The sequence below is a fragment of the Psychrobacter sp. ASPA161_6 genome (genome assembly GCF_051970285.1).
Lineage (GTDB): Bacteria > Pseudomonadota > Gammaproteobacteria > Pseudomonadales > Moraxellaceae > Psychrobacter > Psychrobacter glaciei.
In genome coordinates, this window is the sequence record NZ_JBEFNJ010000005.1 from 95563 (window position 1) to 114066 (window position 18504).

General features: G+C 42.1%; 17 protein-coding genes and 1 tRNA gene. 3 read left to right on the forward strand and 15 right to left on the reverse strand.

What is annotated here, in order from left to right; all coding sequences use genetic code 11:
* Positions 1-178: 178 nt before the first annotated feature.
* The 5 genes from accD to ACTQ9T_RS13255 all read right to left on the reverse strand — a co-directional run bounded on the left by accD (position 179) and on the right by ACTQ9T_RS13255 (position 5436).
* Positions 179-1141 (reverse strand): acetyl-CoA carboxylase, carboxyltransferase subunit beta, encoded by a 963-nt coding sequence (accD, locus tag ACTQ9T_RS13235; protein ID WP_440465377.1) that lies wholly within the window; start codon positions 1139-1141, stop codon positions 179-181.
* Between the two features lie 500 nt (positions 1142-1641).
* Positions 1642-2466, reverse strand: a complete 825-nt coding sequence (gene trpA, locus ACTQ9T_RS13240; RefSeq protein ID WP_440465365.1) for a tryptophan synthase subunit alpha — start codon at positions 2464-2466, stop codon at positions 1642-1644.
* A gap of 117 nt (positions 2467-2583) precedes the next feature.
* The gene (locus ACTQ9T_RS13245) at positions 2584-3285 is read right to left on the reverse strand and encodes a hypothetical protein (RefSeq protein WP_189586233.1); all 702 of its coding nucleotides are present in this window, start codon (positions 3283-3285) and stop codon (positions 2584-2586) included.
* Between the two features lie 84 nt (positions 3286-3369).
* Positions 3370-4572, reverse strand: a complete 1203-nt coding sequence (gene trpB / locus ACTQ9T_RS13250; RefSeq protein ID WP_025652166.1) for a tryptophan synthase subunit beta — start codon at positions 4570-4572, stop codon at positions 3370-3372.
* 192 nt (positions 4573-4764) lie between these two features.
* On the reverse strand, positions 4765-5436 hold the full coding sequence (locus tag ACTQ9T_RS13255) for a phosphoribosylanthranilate isomerase (protein WP_440465366.1): 672 nt from the start codon (positions 5434-5436) through the stop codon (positions 4765-4767).
* A gap of 171 nt (positions 5437-5607) precedes the next feature.
* Between ACTQ9T_RS13255 and ACTQ9T_RS13260 the strand changes: the two genes are divergently transcribed.
* Positions 5608-7230 (forward strand): cryptochrome/photolyase family protein, encoded by a 1623-nt coding sequence (locus ACTQ9T_RS13260; protein WP_440465367.1) that lies wholly within the window; start codon positions 5608-5610, stop codon positions 7228-7230.
* An 82-nt stretch (positions 7231-7312) separates the two neighbouring features.
* Here ACTQ9T_RS13260 and ACTQ9T_RS13265 read toward each other — a convergent pair whose 3' ends face one another.
* Together ACTQ9T_RS13265 and ACTQ9T_RS13270 are read right to left on the reverse strand one after the other, a co-directional pair.
* Complete coding sequence (locus ACTQ9T_RS13265) at positions 7313-7537, reverse strand: hypothetical protein (RefSeq protein ID WP_010196611.1); 225 nt, start codon at positions 7535-7537, stop codon at positions 7313-7315.
* A 295-nt stretch (positions 7538-7832) separates the two neighbouring features.
* On the reverse strand, positions 7833-8600 hold the full coding sequence (locus ACTQ9T_RS13270) for a DUF4230 domain-containing protein (RefSeq protein WP_201592946.1): 768 nt from the start codon (positions 8598-8600) through the stop codon (positions 7833-7835).
* 613 nt (positions 8601-9213) lie between these two features.
* On the opposite strand from ACTQ9T_RS13270, the gene ACTQ9T_RS13275 reads away from it, so the two are divergent.
* On the forward strand, positions 9214-10932 hold the full coding sequence (locus tag ACTQ9T_RS13275; RefSeq protein ID WP_010196605.1) for a proline--tRNA ligase: 1719 nt from the start codon (positions 9214-9216) through the stop codon (positions 10930-10932).
* 87 nt (positions 10933-11019) lie between these two features.
* Here ACTQ9T_RS13275 and ACTQ9T_RS13280 read toward each other — a convergent pair whose 3' ends face one another.
* From ACTQ9T_RS13280 to ACTQ9T_RS13315, 8 genes are all read right to left on the reverse strand, one after another.
* Complete coding sequence (locus ACTQ9T_RS13280; RefSeq protein WP_440465368.1) at positions 11020-11421, reverse strand: lysozyme inhibitor LprI family protein; 402 nt, start codon at positions 11419-11421, stop codon at positions 11020-11022.
* A gap of 86 nt (positions 11422-11507) precedes the next feature.
* Entirely contained in the window at positions 11508-12383 is an 876-nt protein-coding gene (gene queF / locus ACTQ9T_RS13285; RefSeq protein WP_440465369.1) for an NADPH-dependent 7-cyano-7-deazaguanine reductase QueF, read from the reverse strand.
* Positions 12384-12446: 63 nt separating this feature from the next.
* On the reverse strand, positions 12447-13277 hold the full coding sequence (locus ACTQ9T_RS13290; protein ID WP_440465370.1) for a hypothetical protein: 831 nt from the start codon (positions 13275-13277) through the stop codon (positions 12447-12449).
* A 297-nt stretch (positions 13278-13574) separates the two neighbouring features.
* A complete protein-coding gene (locus tag ACTQ9T_RS13295) occupies positions 13575-13895 on the reverse strand; it encodes a hypothetical protein (protein WP_440465371.1) in 321 nt (106 codons plus the stop codon).
* Positions 13896-14174: 279 nt separating this feature from the next.
* Positions 14175-15050, reverse strand: a complete 876-nt coding sequence (locus ACTQ9T_RS13300) for a hypothetical protein (protein ID WP_440465372.1) — start codon at positions 15048-15050, stop codon at positions 14175-14177.
* Positions 15051-15140: 90 nt separating this feature from the next.
* A complete protein-coding gene (locus ACTQ9T_RS13305; protein WP_189586377.1) occupies positions 15141-15914 on the reverse strand; it encodes an ABC transporter permease in 774 nt (257 codons plus the stop codon).
* A 32-nt stretch (positions 15915-15946) separates the two neighbouring features.
* Positions 15947-16909, reverse strand: coding sequence for an ABC transporter ATP-binding protein (locus tag ACTQ9T_RS13310; protein WP_189586204.1), 963 nt, complete (start codon positions 16907-16909; stop codon positions 15947-15949).
* Positions 16910-17335: 426 nt separating this feature from the next.
* Positions 17336-18016 (reverse strand): c-type cytochrome, encoded by a 681-nt coding sequence (locus ACTQ9T_RS13315; RefSeq protein ID WP_194621045.1) that lies wholly within the window; start codon positions 18014-18016, stop codon positions 17336-17338.
* Between the two features lie 358 nt (positions 18017-18374).
* Between ACTQ9T_RS13315 and ACTQ9T_RS13320 the strand changes: the two genes are divergently transcribed.
* A tRNA-Arg gene (locus ACTQ9T_RS13320) sits at positions 18375-18451 on the forward strand.
* Positions 18452-18504: the final 53 nt, after the last annotated feature.

The following is an 18504-nucleotide window of genomic DNA, read 5'->3' on the forward strand; positions in this document are numbered from 1 at the left end:
CAAACCTATATATAATTTTATGAAAATAAAAACCGTGTATCTGCTAACTAAAACCAAAAATAGCATTTACCGTTATATGACGATAAATGCTATTAAGGAGTTTTGCATATTTTAGAGATATTAACACGCTGCTAAGCAGTTATAAAACTTATAAACTTAATCCGCTGTTTATTTGGTGCTAAGCATTGACATTAGGAACGCCACATAACTTCGCCAGCAAGCGATAAATGGTATCGATAAGCTGATGACGATGTACCACTTCATCGACCACGCCATGCTCTAACAAGAACTCGGCACGCTGGAATGGTTCTTCTAATGTCTCACGGACGGTTTGCTCAATCACGCGCTTGCCAGCAAAGCCAATCATGGCTTTTGGTTCTGCCAGATGAATATCACCGAGCATAGCGAGCGATGCAGTCACACCGCCATAAACGGGATTGGTCAGCACGACGATATACGGCACGCCAGCAATTCTTAAGCGTTCAATTGCCGCTGCGGTACGAGCCATCTGCATCAAAGACAACAGCCCCTCTTGCATACGCGCACCGCCTGAGGCTGCAAAGCAAACTAGAGGTACTTTATCTTCAAGGGCTTTTTCTGCCGCTTGGACAAATCGATCGCCGACGACTGACCCCATCGAGCCGCCCATAAAGCGGAAATCAAAAGCACAAGCGACGACGTCAAGATTACGCAGCTTACCATACATGACAATCAGCGCTTCAGATTCGCCCGTTTTTTCTTGTGCTTCACTCATACGCTTTGGATATGACTTACTATCGACGAATCTCAGCGGATCTTTTGCCGTAAATTCTTGCCCAAGCTCACCATCTACTTGATCCAATATCCAATGCAAACGCTCGCGAGCACTCATCGGTAAATGATGATCACAATGCGGGCATACATAGCAGTTAAAAATCAGTGCCGTGTTGGTAATCATCGAATGGCAATTACTGCACTTGGTTGACGGTTCGGTCTCTACTGCTGTCAAAGGCGCCGTCAATTGCTGCTTGATACCTGGTACCGAGCGATTAAACCACGATTGCCCAGCGGTGTTACCGTTCGGCTCGACGTTGTTTTTTTCAGTATTATTAGGATTAGTCATATCAGGTTTTGTTATTGTATCAGTCATATTATTTGCCATCATCAAAGGCTTATCGACAAGTTGGCTCATTCCCTTGTCCTTGAGAGTTTAATGGTTGTCTAAACAAAGTGTCAGATACCAGCATAACATGAGCAGTTATGGGACACGTTTACATATCCATATCGCAGTCTATCGTACTTATGGATAAAGATCAGCGATAGGAGTATCAACAAATGCTATTTTAAAAACCACTATCATAATTATATTAGTTTACACTCGTAAACTAAATTTAGCAAAGTCATTTGATCTTGTGTTTATAAATACTAAGCGCTCATAAATATTAAGCGCTCATAAATATTAAGTGCTTATAAATATTAAGTCTTTATAAACCGTAAATCAACGTGGCTACGCTATAGACTATTTCTCAGGTTCATACAGCGGAACTTATATAATGTCGATGATGAGTGCTAATGAGTCGCCTGCCATCAGCAAACGCGACCCATTCTGCTATATCGATGATTTCTATAGCGATCGCCATATAAGGCAATGACTATATAAATCTAAACGCTCAAGCTATCCAACGCGCTGCGTAACTCGTCCATCTTAGCCATGATTTTTTGCTGAGCCGCCGCAACAGCTGTAGCATCGCTCGCGTCTATATCAGCAAAATTCTGTACCAACGCACTGCCAACGATGACACCATCCGCATAAGTACCAATCGCTTTTGCAGAAGCCCCATCACGGATACCAAACCCGACACATACTGGAAGGTCTGTCGCGGCTTTAATGGCTTGTACTTGGGTCGCCACAGCAGCTGTATCTAGCGTTGCTGAACCTGTCACGCCTTTCAATGACACATAATAGATATAACCGCCACAATGGGTTAGTACTTGCTTACGGCGCTCAGGCAAAGTGGTTGGTGATAGTAAGAAAATCTCATTTATCGAGTTGTCAGTCAAATGCTGGGTAAAGCTACCCGCCTCTGCTGGTGGCAAATCAACCATCAAGATACCATCGACGCCAGACTGCTCACACAGCGCAACAAAGTTATCATAACCAATGATTTCAACAGGATTGAGATAACCCATCAAAATGATTGGCGTTTGCGTATCTGTTTGACGAAACTCAGCGACCATTTTTAATGCATCGCGTGTACTGGTACCTGCGGCTAATGCACGCTCGCCTGCCAAGGCAACGACTGGACCGTCAGCCATTGGATCAGAGAAAGGTAAGCCCAATTCGATCATATCTGCACCATGCTTCACTAAGTCATGAAGCAGGCCTACTGTCGTCTCTGGATTGGGATCGCCTGCCATTACATAAGGAATAAGGGCTTTTTTATTTTGTGCTTTTAACGTTTTAAAAGTACTTTCAATTCGGGTCATAGTGTTCTCTTAATTAATTTAAAGTTAATCTTTTATTATTGAGTCGCGTAACACACATAGTCTCTCTACTAATAACCTAATAACCTAATAACCTAATAACCTAATAACCTAATAACCTTACCAGTCGATATTTAGCTGTTCGGTACGGTTATAGAGTATATGAGTTAATAATAACGCTACTTGTATTCTATGAATCTGATAATGATTGTCTAAATTATCGTTTAAAACATAACTTCCAAGCGTTGACTTTAATAGTACAAATTCTGATAACCCATCCCCATCAAGTGAGTCAGGAATAATATTATCCTCGAACCTTTCACTGGTATTAGGCTTGTAGAGTACTGAAATACCACTATCATCTTTTTCAATGTTATAAACAATTTCATCTATATTATCAAAACAAATCACTTTCTCTTTACGGCGACTATTTGAGAGGACTCTTAATTTATCAGAGGTAATAGACAGAATAGGTTCTAAATGCCAATCAATATTTTTTGCCACATATTTACTAGGTAAGTTTTGGCCTTTTTCTTTACGAAATGCTAAGTAATGAGAAAATATGTGCCATAACATGAACATACTACATATAACAAAAATGGATTGAAATTTTAATAAATCATTACTACCTAAGAACTTCTCTGCTAGATACAAAATAAAGCCGATCGCTACCGAGAGCAAAGCTAGTTGCATACTATCAACAAACTTTTCACTTTGAAAAAACTTTAGTTCTTTCTTAGGCAGTAGCGTATTAATGCTCAAGGGCAGGCTAAGTGTTAGCTTATCTGGAAAGCTATTTAGCTCAAATAAATTATGATTCACCGTACCCTCAACATCAGATAACTCTCAAGTTAATAATGGAACTAAAGTAGATTCGAATGATAGGAACTCTAAAATCGTAGTAATCTAAAGCTCAATCCCTTCTGCTTTCATTACTGAGTGCAAATCTTTATCACCACGACCCGACATATTGACGATAATCGTTTGATCAGGCGTCATCGTTTTAGCTAGCTTCAATGCATAAGCGACGGCATGCGCAGATTCAAGTGCTGGGATGATACCTTCTTTGCGCGTCACTTCATGAAAGCCTTCTAACGACTCTTTATCGGTACAGCCCACATATTCAACGCGCTTCATGTCTTTTAGGAAGCTGTGTTCAGGGCCAACGCCCGGATAATCAAGACCCGCTGAGATTGAATGGGTTTCTTGAATCTGCCCGTCATCGTCTGCCATGAGATAAGTACGATTGCCGTGTAATACGCCGATACGACCAGCAGCTAGTGGCGCTGAATGACGACCCGTTTCGATGCCATCACCCGTCGCTTCGACGCCATACATTTTGACATCGGTATCATTTAAGAAGTCAAAGAACAGACCAATCGCATTTGAGCCACCACCGACACAGGCGACTAGGGCGTCTGGTAATTTGCCAGTCATTTGCAAATGCTGAATGCGCGCTTCTTTACCGATAATCGCTTGGAAATCACGCACGAGTAGAGGATAAGGATGCGGGCCAGCGACCGTACCAATAATGTAATAAGTGCTATCGACATTGGTGACCCAATCACGCATCGCTTCATTCATCGCATCTTTAAGGGTACGTGAGCCAGAAGTGACTGGCACCACCGTCGCACCAAGCAAGCGCATACGATAGACGTTCATTTTTTGACGCTCAACATCGTCGGCACCCATATAGACGATACATTCTAACCCTAAACGTGCGGCAATCGTCGCCGTCGCTACGCCATGTTGCCCTGCGCCCGTCTCAGCGATGATACGTTGCTTGCCGCTCATTTTGGCAAGCAAGGCTTGTCCGATGGTATTATTTACCTTATGCGCACCAGTATGGTTAAGGTCTTCACGCTTAAAGTAAATTTGCGCGCCGCCAATCTCGTCACTGAGACGTTTGGCATGATAAAGGGGTGTTGGACGACCGACATAATTGACCAAATCGTTGTGATACTCTTCCCAGAATGCAGGATCGGCTTTGACTTTGGTATATAACGCTTCTAGCTCTTCTAGTGCTGCCATCAAGGTTTCAGAGACAAAACGACCGCCATGCACACCAAAGTGCCCACGGGCATCGGGATACTGATTGAAGTCTTGCACATCAGTTGGATTGGTAAAAGTATTGACGGCTTGTGCCGTGGCTGATAAATCTTTGTTAGCGACATGACTCATGATAATTCCTACTGTAATAAGTGGTATTTTTTAATATAAATAGTGGAGAACGAAAAAATAAGATTTGAGCAGAAAATCGGAATAACGACCAAATAAGGATAAAGGTGCTTTATGAATCGCTTAGATGGCGTCAGTGACCGTCACGCTTTGCCATCGATCGCGTTTGACCGCTTTCATAAAGGCGCGCATTTTGGCAGCATCTTTTTTACCTTTAGCTGCCTCGATGCCACCGCTGACATCAACGGCATAAATGGGTAGCGTTGTCGTCGCAGCGACGTTTTGGGCATCAAGACCGCCCGCTAAGACAATCGGTAACGAGTTATTATGTGGGATAAGGCTCCAATCAAAGCGCGCACCTGTACCGCCATATTTATGCTGATGATAGGCATCGAGCAAAATACTACTCGCCCCTGCCGCTGCAAAGCTATCAATACACGCGCTCACGCTAGCAAGGGTGTCTTGCTCCGCATTGATACGTAAGGCTTTTATCCAGCGTTTATTGACCGCGTTTGCCAATTGTTGGCATTGCTCAGGGCTTTCATCACCGTGGAATTGAATGATATCAAATGCGACATTGTCCGCCAGTTCAACCAGCGCTTCGTGTGACATATTAACCACCAAGGCGACGACGCTGACAAAGGCAGGAACGGCAGTGATTAAGGTTTTGGCTTGTTCCATGGTCACAGCGCGTGGACTGGGCGGATAGAATACCAAGCCGACCGCATCTACACCCAATTGGGTGGCAGTATGAATATCAGCTACGTCGGTAAACCCGCAAAACTTCACGTGCATGGTGTGACCTTAAAATACAGCAGCCATAGATTGGCTGTCATAGCGATTGAGCATAAAATGATGAGGATTTGTTACTCAATGAGTAAATCAATTGCATCCAAAAACTTATCCTAGCATACTTTTATTCATAGTTTTGTTTATGATTGCGATTGATTAATATGAGGATACTTAATGTCTAACACTGCGTCGGCAACTACCAATACCATTGATAACAACACTGACAATAACAATGATAATACCAGCAATAGCCCCGCCCATTATTTGATGTGGTTTCGCCGTGATCTACGCCTACATGACAACACCGCTTTAGCAGCGCTTTGTGAGCGTGCCCATGATAATGACGCATCAGTAAGCGCTGTATTTTTCCTCACGCCTGAGCAATGGCAAACGCACGATATGTCATTGGTTCAACTTGATCATATCGCCCGTACCTTGCCTATATTGACAAATGACTTGCACAAACAATTAAATATCACCTTGCATGTACAAGTTTGCGATAGTTTCTCTGATTGTGCGGATTCATTAAGCGCCTTATGTGCAGCCAATAATATTAGCGGCGTCATGGCCAATCATGAATACGAGGGCAATGAGATTGAACGCGATGAACAAGTGAATAAGCTGCTTGCAAAAAATGACATCGAGTTTATACGCTGGCATGATCAATGCATTTTACCACCGAAAAGCATCACCACCAATGACGATAGTATGTATCAGGTATTTACCCCATTTTATAAAAAGTGGCGGCATACCTTGGAAGTTAGCAACATACAAATGCATAAAGCTTTAGCTATCGATAGCAACAAGGCTGCTTTGAAAATCTCAAAAAAGGCAGCAAACACCGTTGACGCGATAGAAGCGTTAAGCCAAAAAGTGGTTGAAGACTACCAACAGTCATTAGCAGATAATACCCAGCTCAGTCATATTGATAGTGAGGCACAGCTTACTAACGCACGTGACGCCTATCCTGCTGGAGAAGTGGCGGCTTGTCACCGCTTAGATCAATTCGTTGCGGATGACATTCATAACTACGATGTGAGCCGCGATGTACCAAGCTTGCACGCCACCAGCCAGTTGTCAGCATATCTGACGATTGGGGTCATCAGTCCCAGACTTTGCTACTTGCAAGCGGCTAAAGCACAAGAACAACTGCATGGTAATGATGGCGACAATGAAGATATTAACCGCTGGATCAGTGAGCTGGCGTGGCGAGACTTTTATCGTCATGTATTAGCGGATAAACCAAAGCTTATTCAGCATCAGGCTTATAAACACGAGACCGATATTAAGATTAATTGGTCATACAATGAGGATGATTTTGATGCGTGGTGTACGGGCAGGACTGGTGTGCCCTTAGTCGATGCCGCGATGCGGTGCTTAAATGCCACGGGGTTTATGCACAATCGCTTGCGCATGGTCACCGCGATGTTTTTGACCAAAGACTTATTGATTGATTGGCGGTGGGGCGAGCGCTATTTCATGCAGCAGCTGATAGACGGCGACTTTGCTTCTAATAATGGCGGCTGGCAATGGAGCGCCTCGACCGGTACGGACTCTGCACCCTACTTCCGTATTATGAATCCCTTTAGCCAAGCCAAAACGCATGACCCTGATGGGGAATTTATAAAGGAGTGGTTACCTGAATTAAAGGATATGCCTGCCAGCACCTTACATAGCGAAGACAAAATACGTAAAGCTATCAACACCGACGATATGTTTGGGAAGGTAGATTACCCCGCACCAATGGTCGAACACAAAGCAGTACGGCAACTGGCGATTGCTGAATTTAAAAAATAATGAAGCACGGCATCATAGGGAGACGAATATTCATAGAATAAGGTCTATTGGCTAAAAAACACATGACTGACTAACCGCTTCGCTACTTAACTTCCGTCATAGTGCTTTCGGGAACATCAACATTGTGAGTGTTATTTGGCGTCTCTAATGTTTTTATTAGAATGCTATATAAAGCAAATGCTAATAAGGTGAAGCTGATAATTAACAATATCCATGTCGCAAACGGAAGTCTTTCTGTCAGCTTGAGGTTTTTATTCGATTTATCGCGCTTATCATTAGTAGCAGGTTGATTATTGAAAATTGTCATATGCATCACCTCTTATATTATATGAGTTTTCTTATCATCAATATTTATAAGACTGGTATAAATTTTTCTAGGGCGTGTCATCATTTAGACGTAGGCTTTGAAAAATTGGTTTCAGCAGTACTTTATTCTTTTTTTAGAATAAATTCATTATATACCACTATAATAGCGTGGTTATCGATAATTTTAAACTAAAAATATTAGGGTGTGTCCTCAATCTGAATGGAAGCGACTAAGTGGGCTAAAAATGAAGAGACGCCCTGATTAGAGCCCTCAATAAGCATTTAGGTCTCAAAATCTACGACGTACTTACTGGCAATTGACACGCGCCTGCACCTTGAGTAGTAACCGTCACAATTGCACCTGTCAACGCAAACAGTTGCTGCAACTGCGTCTGGGCGTTCTGTAATGCCATATTCATGACATCACCACGGCAGGCACGTTCAAGCACTTCTTTTTTCGCCATGCTTTGAGCTTGGTCAAATATCTTAGGATCCACTTGCATCATGCCAAAAGCCCCTGTCTGCCAATCATAAATCTCGATATCATCCAAATAGACTGAAAATATCTCTGAAGGCGGCAAAGTAATATTAATCTGCGGCATTATAGAAGCCGGAGTAGCTGATGTATTATTATCGCCTTCCTGCGCCTCCTCTAGTCTGGCATTAATTTGCGCTGTAGTAGGTGGTATCACTTGCACCATTCCAGGCGTCAATGCACTCAGATCAATCCCTGCCTCTACGCGACCACGGGCGATAAACAAGCCCTTTTGCTCATCTTGCCATAACTTCATCCAGCTCCCTGGACGCTGGCTTGTGATGACAGTATCTACGCTAAAGGCGACCGTTTGTAGGCGATTGAGCTGCTGAATCTTCGTGACCACACCCTCACGAGTGATGGTCTCTATCGGCGCTTCTTCAGTTATATTTTGCGCAGTATAAATAGCAAAAACGATGGCGACCAACCCAATAAGTAACACCAGCCACGACATCAAAGCAATGGGTTTTTTCGCTTGTGTGTTAGTCGAACGGTTATCAACAGGAGAGCGATTATCAGGACGGTTCATATAAGCACCTTTAAAGTTTCATCGTTTATTTTTATAACTACATACTTTTAGGACTACACAGTCAGGACCATACAAAAGATTACGTCCTAAATGATAAATGCTATTTTTGAGCAACGACTTCAAGTAATAACTACCAATCCTCTACATAATTTTTAATGAATACCTCTATGTAAAGCACGATATCTTTCCGCACATTTCCACACAAATGCCTTTAAAATCAGTAAATCATCGGGTTACTGTCGTGATATTTACCTGTTTACGTCACGTTCGGCCTGAAAAAACAAAAAGTCATTGCGTCTTAGGCAAACTTTACCTAACATAGTCAGATTGCATGAACAAAAATGTCAGCATATATTTATTTTTCGGGCTTCTAGCCTGAAAATTGGTGTTTGAATAGCCCGATATATTGATGCATAAATTAAAAACTCCCCTGCTGTATGCAGGAAGTAGTTACTGAAGTATTTTTTGTGAAATCATCCTTTAGCTAGGCGATGTCCTAGCCTATTACCAAGTAATAAAGGTAAGCTTGCGGCGGTTCTGAAACTCTCAGCCACACGCTCAACATCCTACTATTTCTTATTTTTTTTATCGTTGATAAGGTTACGCTTTATTTATGAAAGCCAGTCAATTTTTGTTTGCCACTCTAAAAGAAACCCCTAGTGATGCTGATATCGCCTCTAGCCAATTGATGGTGCGCGCCGGTCTTATTCGCAAAATCGCTTCTGGACTATATATTTGGTTGCCCATGGGGCTGCGCATCTTACAAAAAGTCGAACGTATTGTTCGTGAAGAGATGCAAAATGTCGGTGCACAAGAAGTGCTCATGCCAATGACTCAGCCAGCAGAACTCTGGCAAACGACCGGACGTTTTGATGATTATGGTCCTGAGCTGTTGCGCTTTAAAGACCGTCATGATCGCGATTTTGTGCTTGGTCCAACCCATGAAGAAGTCATCACCAATCTTGCTCAGGGCGAGCTACGTAGTTATAAACAGCTACCGATTACCTTCTTTCAGATTCAAGGTAAGTTTCGTGATGAGATTCGTCCACGTTTTGGCGTGATGCGTGCGCGTGAGTTCACCATGAAAGATGCTTATTCATTTCATGTTGATCAGGCCTCATTGGCTAAAACTTATCATGATATGTATGACGCTTATACGCGTATCTTTACCCGCTTGGGCTTAGATTTCCGTGCAGTACAAGCGGACACAGGCTCTATCGGTGGTTTTGCCTCGCATGAATTCCATGTCTTGGCAGACAGTGGCGAAGATGATATTGCATTCTCAGACTCATCTGACTATGCAGCCAACGTTGAACTAGCAGAATCTGTCAGCACTGCTGAGCGTCAGCCGCCCAAGATGGCACGCGAAGACGTCTTAACCGAAGATATGACCAGCTGTAAAATGGTTGCAGAACACTTAGACATTCCGCTCTCCACCACAGTCAAAACCTTAATCGTCCATGGTCATACCGAAGACGATGAGCCACAGCTGATTGCGATTGTGCTGCGCGGTGATCATCAATTAAACACCATCAAAGCAGAAAAAATCGAAGAAGCAAACGTGCCGTTGACGCTAGCTTCTGATGAAGAACTGAAAGCAGCTGGTCTGCATAAAGGTTATATTGGTGTTGACTTAGATATGCCTGTGTTTGTCGATCGCTCGGCAGCAGCCTTGTCAGACTTTGTCACTGGTGCGAATGAAGTTAACAAGCACACTATTGGTATGAATTGGGCACGAGATACCCGTCTCACCCGCATCGTCGATGTTCGAAATGTGCAAGAGGGCGACCCTTCTCCTGACGGTAAAGGTAGCCTAAAAATCAAACGCGGCATCGAAGTTGGTCATATCTTCCAACTGGGTGATAAGTATTCACAAGCGATGAACTGCAAGGTTTCAGGTGAAGATGGCAAGCCAGTTACCCTAATGATGGGTTGCTACGGTATTGGTGTTAGTCGCATCATCGCCGCTGCAATCGAACAGAACAACGATGAAAACGGTATCATGTGGCCAAAAACGCCGACTGTTTCTGACTCGATTGCGCCTTTTGAAGTCGCTATCATACCGATGAAGTCAAAAGAAGAAACCGTCATGCAAACCGCTACTGCGCTGTATGAAGAGCTAAAGTCTCAAGGTGTCAATGTGTTGCTCGACGATCGTAACGAGCGTCCAGGCGTCAAATTTGCTGATCTTGAATTGATTGGTATTCCGCATCGTATTGTGGTTTCTGACCGCAATCTTGCTGAAGACAAATACGAGTACGTCAATCGCCGTGAAGCAGAAAAGCAAATGCTTAGCCGTGAAGAAGTCATAGCAAAAGTAAGCGGCAAATAGTCTGATTAGCACAGACTGTGCCATAAAAAGCGCCTATCTCAATTAATGAGATAGGCGCTTTTTTTACTTATAAAAAAATGAAAATTGTTATTTGATATTATATTTTTTAGCAATCGCCTTACTACGTTTCTGACTCTCATTAGCAGTACAGACATGAGCGTAAATCTGGGCGTACACCACAGAATTATTCATTGGACCTTCGTATTCAAAGTCACACTTATCATTACGATCCTTTAACCATATACGCTGCTCTTTATCCAACTGCTCTTTTTGTGTCGTATTCAAAGTACGATAAGCACTCATATAAATTTTATTAAGACGATTTTTTTCGACTATAATCGCATCGTTACCACAATCATAAGCCACTTCCATATAAGCGTCTTCACAGTTATATTGATTTTCGATAAACTCCGCTTGTGCCGATTGCATGAGAGAAACAGACAAAGCAGCTGCCGCTAGCGCCGTCAAAAAACCAGTTGCATCTTTCATCTCGACCTCCCAAGCAAAGCAAAATAACATTTGCCTATATAAGTATATAAACGGATTTGATGAATATTAGCAAGTACTCTTATAGTCTACTGACGAATTAAACGGCTTGGCTGTGGCAGGAGAGTTATATCACTCACGCGACAAGGGTTGATATCGATACCGCCTCGGCGCGTGTACCATGCGCGAACCATCAATACGCTTGGCTCATAATATCGACTCAGATCAGCAAATATCTGCTCGACACATTGCTCATGAAAGCCATTATGCTGACGGAAACTTAAAATATAGCGCAGCATTGCAGCTTCGTCGACTGTCTTATCACTGATAATCGAAACCGCAAGCGTGCCCCAATCGGGCTGATTGGTCACCGGACAATTACTACGCAATAGATTTGAATAAAAATTATAAGGCTGAGCGCTGTCTATTTCTAGATTAGTATGCATTTTAGCCTCACTCAATAACGAGGCATCGGGATGCTCGCATAATGCGACTTTATCACTACTACCTGCTAAGGCATCATCGATACAAACACCTTCAGGCTGAGCAATCAATAAGCCTGTTGCTTTATCATTCAGGTCATCATTTAGACCAAACAACTCAACGGTTACTTCTGCTTGCACACATGCTGACAAGTCTTTAGCAATTAGCGTTTGCACCTCTACCCAATTAGTAAATTCAGCAAAGTTTATACTGTTTAGATACAGCTTGAGTGATTTTGACTCGACGATAAATGGAGAACTAGCGGGTATACTAAAGCGCGCGATGGCAACCTGTGAAATACCTTGCTGGTTAAGCCAAGACATCTCGAATGCCTGCCACCAATCGACGCCAACCATCAACTTATCGTCTTGCCAGCCAATAGCAGCGCGCCCCATACTGCGGGCAATAGGATACAAGGTTTCTGGACTATACTCAGTTGGATAGTTGGTGGTTTGCTCACCTAAAATACCGTGGATACTCATAAATCACTTACCTTTCATACTTAAATATAATGAAACAGAAACACGTTATTTTACAGCAATGGGTTATTTTATGGGAATCATTTGCCAACCTGAAGTAGGATCTGTCTTCACATAATTAAATCGTACTCGATAGCCTATATCATCGGTTCCATTAATAAGATAATAAAAATCGACCAAAACGCTATCCTTATCTTCCCACTCAATATCAATATCTTCAAGATCATGCCTTTGGTCTCTATTTTGGTAAAAATCCAAATGCGCTTTTAATTCGCTAAGATTACTCTCGTAAACAATTTTATAGTCACCTTTCTTCTGCTTTTGCCAAATCGTAATATTTTCTTCACCTATATAACGATCTACTGTAGTAACGTATGATTGATCTGGTGATACATTTAAGTCGATACCATCAAACTCTTGACTAAAACCAGTTCTGAGATTAACAAGTATAATACCTTCCCCTTCAGGGAAACTTCTCAACAAGTATAATAGCTGTCTCTTTTTATCATAATCATAAAGTGAAAAATAAGAGTGAGACTGAGCATTAGGAGCAAACAGTTCATCACGAAAAACTAACGGCAAGGATCTATTGGGTACTTGGATATATACAGTATCCTTTTCTCTAGTGACGCGATCACTCAGTCCCCATTTTTTACTAAGCTCGTTATCATGTTTATCCAAACTTTCCCCAAGGCATTTCTTATAAGAGGGCAGACTATCGTATTCACATTCATTCTTAAAATAACCTGAACCTCTTATTGGATCTAGCGTTTTCCAAACATAATCATCCATTGTTGCTGTGGGTAGGTTTGCTTGCGCTGACACTGATAGCACTAAAAATAATGTACTCACCATGCAGACACGGGTTAATTTAACGACTTTTTGAGCTACTTGCATATGAAAATCAGACCTTTTTATCATTGCTTAATCATTAATATCGCTATTCGGTAAAACTCTCTGCCATGTACCCTCTTTATCATCGGTTGCATAAATATAACGCGCTCTAGACGCTACGGTATCTGTTGGATTCACCCTATCAAAGAAATCAACATTGATTTTATTATCGGCTGTCCAACTAATATCTCGTGCTTCGTATACTTCATGCTTTTTACTGTTATCATAATTTTGCTCATATAGTTCATTGCTACCAAGTACCGTTGTATAGCGTCTATCATTGTTATTTTTTTGAGGTTCTCATATTACGATGTCTTTAGTCATACTTTGCCTACCATTAAACCCCACAATATGAGTCATATCGTCTGAAAACATAAGGTCAGTAGCGTAGAGCTCTTGCCAATGTCCTGTATTTAAATCGACGATAATGGTGGACTGTGTCTCATACAAGGTACGTAGTAACTGTAACAGATGATGTGATTTATCATAATCCTGCAATTCATAATGAATTCTATGATTTTCTTCAAATGGTTCAAGGTAATCCTTAAATACCAATGGCTGCTTATGATGGGGTGTACTGATATAAATAGTATCTTTTTCTCGAATAACGCGGTTACTCAAGCCCCACTTTTGACTTTGTAAGTTGTCATTGTGCTCCAACAAGTTAAAAATACAGTTTTTATAATCTGTCAAAGTTTGATAGTCAGTGTAACCGTATCGACAACTACCTTTCTGCTGCCACAAGCGTAGCAACTTTTATCCAAAAATCATCGTTGGTCGATGGCGTTAACGCTGAAGGCAAGGCTGAAGATGCTGCTTGGGCATTTAAGGGCGCTATTATGATCAAGACAAATAGCCCTGTGATAATCAACGTTGTCCTTACATTAAAAGAGATATAAATCAATAGACGCTACCTTTGCGCATTTGCCACGTACCTGTTTTGTCATCGCGTACAAAGGTATAGCGTACTCGAAAAGCCGCTGAATCTGCTTCATTTAACTTATAAAAAGAATCCACATAGAGCTTGTCACCATTAAACTCAGTATCATCTACCCAAGTAAAGGTTTCGCTATCATAAACCTGCTGCGCTTTATCTGCTTGATAAAAATTTTTATGACTGTCGTAGTTTTTTGAATCTTCACTACTGCTATAGACTTGTTTATAGTAGCCCTCATAGTAACCACTATCTTGTCGCTCCAAAATGTTGACATGTTCCGTCGCTCCCATTTCACTTTCAAAACCGACTATGTATCTCATATCAGGAAAGACACTTAGCTTTCTGAGACTAAAATCTTGCCAAAACCCAGTAGCCAAATTAACTACTGTCAAGCTCTCTCCTTCATAAAAGCTTTGATGTATTGTTAGTAATTTCCGTGATTTATCGTAGTCTTGTAGAGAATAATAAGGATTAAAATCCTCCTCATAAGGACTGGAATAGTCAACAAATACTAGTGGATTTTTACGATTAGCGACTTTAATATAAATTGCATTTCGCTCTCTAATTACTTTATCGCTGATACCCCATTGCTTACTAAGCGCATTATCTGCATCTTCCCTCAAGTTATACAGGCAGTTTTGTAAAGCATCATAAGTTTTATAGTTGTAGTCATTATGGCAATTATACTTATACGATGCAGGGTCTAAAGGCGTCTTCATGACGACCCAATCATAATCATCCATTGTCGCAAATGGGGCTGCGATGGCAATGCTTGTAATTGTACTCAATAACGTGGCTGTAAAAGCCTTACTCATACTTCTTACAGAAATTTTAAGCATAAAAAAAGAGCCCAACAATATTAGGCTCTTATGATAAGGTTATCAGTCTATTGATTACAAGCTATCTATGACAAATGATGGCTATCATATTTACAATCGCACACGCGAGCCATCACTGAGCAGACGATACGAGATGATATAAAACACCACGCAGAATACAAAAATCGCGGCCATTGAATACCAGACATTGACATCAGAATATCCTAAAATCCCGTAGCGAAACGAGTTTACCATATAGACAATGGGATTGAGTAAGGAGACGGTTTGCCAAAATGTTGATAACCCTTCCATTGAGTAAAATACCCCACCCAAAAAAGTCAAAGGGGTTAATACAAAGCTCGGAATAATAGAAATATCATCAAATGAGCGGGCAAAGACGGCGTTAATAAAGCCGCCAAGCGAAAAGAGTATCGAAGTGCCAAGCACAGTAAATACTGTCACAAATAAATGCTCAATGCCAAGATCCGTAAAAAACAGCGCGACGATGGAGACGATAATAGCGATGGCCAAGCCGCGGAAGATACCACCGCTGACATAACCCATCAAGATAGCGTGCTTAGAGACAGGAGAAACCAACAGCTCCTCAATACTCGAAGTAAACTTGGCACTAAAAAAGCTGGAGACCACATTAGAGTAACTATTGGTAATCACCGCCATCATAATAAGACCAGGAACGATGAATTGCATATAAGGCACACCGCCCATCTCGCCCACTCTGTCGCCTATCATCCTACCGAAGATAACGAAGTATAGCGTCATAGTAATCACGGGTGGCAATAAAGTCTGTGGCCAAATACGTAAAATACGGCGCACTTCTTTTAGCAAAATCGTCTGAAAAGCAATCCATTTTTTGGACCATGACATGCTGTCACTAGGGTCTACTACTATTTTCTGATTCATAGTCCTGACTCCTTCATACTGTCTCCATTCTGGATATTTTTGTCGACAAGGCGCATAAACAATTCTTCTAACCGATTGGATTTATTGCGCATACTAGCAATCGTAATACCTTGCTCAGACAATTGCGCAAATACGCCATTCAATGACTCACCTTCTGTCAAGGTCACTTCAAGCGTAAAATCGTCTGGCTGCGTCACTTCGGTGACACCTGTTAATTGTAACGGATGCTCAAGCGGAGTAGAGATATCGAAGACAAAAGTCTCAACCGATAACTGTGCAAGCAAATCCTTCATATCCGTATTAATTCGAATCTCACCATGGTCTAAAATAGCGATACGCTTACAAAGCTGCTCTGCCTCTTCAAGATAATGAGTGGTCAGAATAATCGTGGTGTTCTCTTCGATATTAATCTGCTGCATGAATTCCCACATAGAACGGCGCAGCTCAATATCTACCCCTGCGGTTGGTTCATCGAGAATCAATAGCTTAGGCTTGTGGATCAACGCTCGGGCAATCATCAAACGACGTTTCATACCACCTGACAGCTCGCGTGACATACTGTCGCGCTTGTCCCATAAACCAAGGGCGGTCAATAACCTCTCGGCCCGAGGTTTTGCTTCTTTGGCAGAAATACCAAAATAGCCTGCTTGTGTAATCAGAATATCTTCGACTTTTTCGAACATATTAAAGTTAAACTCTTGCGGTACTACGCCAAGATATTGCTTAGCAACCGAAGGGTTCTCTAACAAGTCATTGCCAAAAATATGCACACTGCCTGTTGTGGGCTTAAAAAGTGAGCTGATGATGCCAATCATTGTTGATTTACCCGCCCCATTGGGACCAAGTAACGCAAAGAATCCCCCTTGTGGTACTGTGAGATCTACTCCCTTCAATGCCGAAAAGCCATTGTCATAAGTCTTGGATAAATTTTTTATCGTAAGCGCTGGTGCCTCAGACATGCAAACCTCTTTATTTGTTATAAATTTATGTGAAAATTGACTATTAAAATACTAGGGCGTGGCATCACTTAGATCGTGCGGCTTAAAATGAGAAGTACTGCTGCTAAATAAGGAGGAAATCGCCGTAGATATAAATATATTGACAAGATTTCTGATAGAATTTAACAGGCTTTAGTTATTTTAAGACCAGCAAATGTATAAATACGCTAATTGATGACAGGCCCTAATATTTGGCAGAGACAATCTAATGTCTTAAGGTGAGGCTATTAGCAACGAATTTCAACTGTGTTCTATTAGAAGCACCATATTAATAATACTCATCATTAAAAAAGCGCCTACCTCATTAAATGAAATAAGCGCTTAGTCAATGCGTATCTTAAAAGCTTAGTAAGCTATTCATCACGGTCAGTAATGGCTCAGCAATAATTAGCTGGCTTCACCAACCATATAATCTACCGCATTCTGAACTTCTTCATCAGGGATATCCGCACCACCTTTAGCAGGCATCGCGTTGAAGCCATTGATCGCATGGGTATATAGAGTATCTTTACCTTTTGCTATACGTGGTCCCCAAGCCCCTGCATCCCCTAACATAGGTGAACCAAGTAAACCTGAAGCATGACAAGTCTGACATACGGCATTGTATACTGCTTTGCCATCGCGAGGGCCATCACCTGCCGAAGGACCTGATGAGCGTGCCGTTACATCACAAACCTCATCGTCTTCGAAACATACTGTAGCGACAGGCTGAATACGAGCAATCAAGTTAGGATACAAAGCAATGAGCTTTTGTACTTGCGGCGTATCTTGTGGAATGGGTTCTTCATCCGCCGCAGGCGCTGCTGCTGCCACTTCTTCCGTTGCCGCAGCGTCATCTGTAGTACCGTCTGCTTGCCCGCTCGCATCGACCGCAGCAGTGTCATCTGTAGTATCGGCGGCAGCTTGGGTATCATCACCTAACTGTTGTGGCGCGTTTTCGACCACATCTTGCGCTTCTGCTACATCAGAGACAGTTACAGGTGTGCCTGCAACATCTTCCGCTTGGCTCACCGCGATACTAGCAATTCCTAGAATGGCAGCTGCCGATAACATCACTACTTTTCTCATTCGTCACGTTCTCTTATTACAGATACAAGGGCTCGCATGATTTGGACATTCTGTTTATCCTCCTTCGACGACAAACATTTCGTCATCAATAGCAAACAGCCATCCCGTCAGCGCGCGCACTTGTAATCGGTGATTATAAATATGAATTTTCCCTGACATTATAAGGGAAAAGACGGGCAAATTGCCATGCTTGTTTACTGACTATCCTGTTTTTTCTTAAAAAACGTCAATAGCGGGCCTCGCTCATTGGCTTTCTGGCTTTTATTTGTTAGACTAGGCGGTCTTTATTTTTCGACAGACTGCCAATCATACTCAATTAAACGCAGTATTAAGCAACCTAGCAGTCAATTCGTATTATGCGCTCGTAGCTCAGTTGGATAGAGTATCGGTCTCCGAAGCCGAGGGTCGTGGGTTCGATTCCCGCCGAGCGCACCACTATTTATAGCTTAAGTTTTGTTCAAATGTTACCTCAAGCATTATATTGTTTG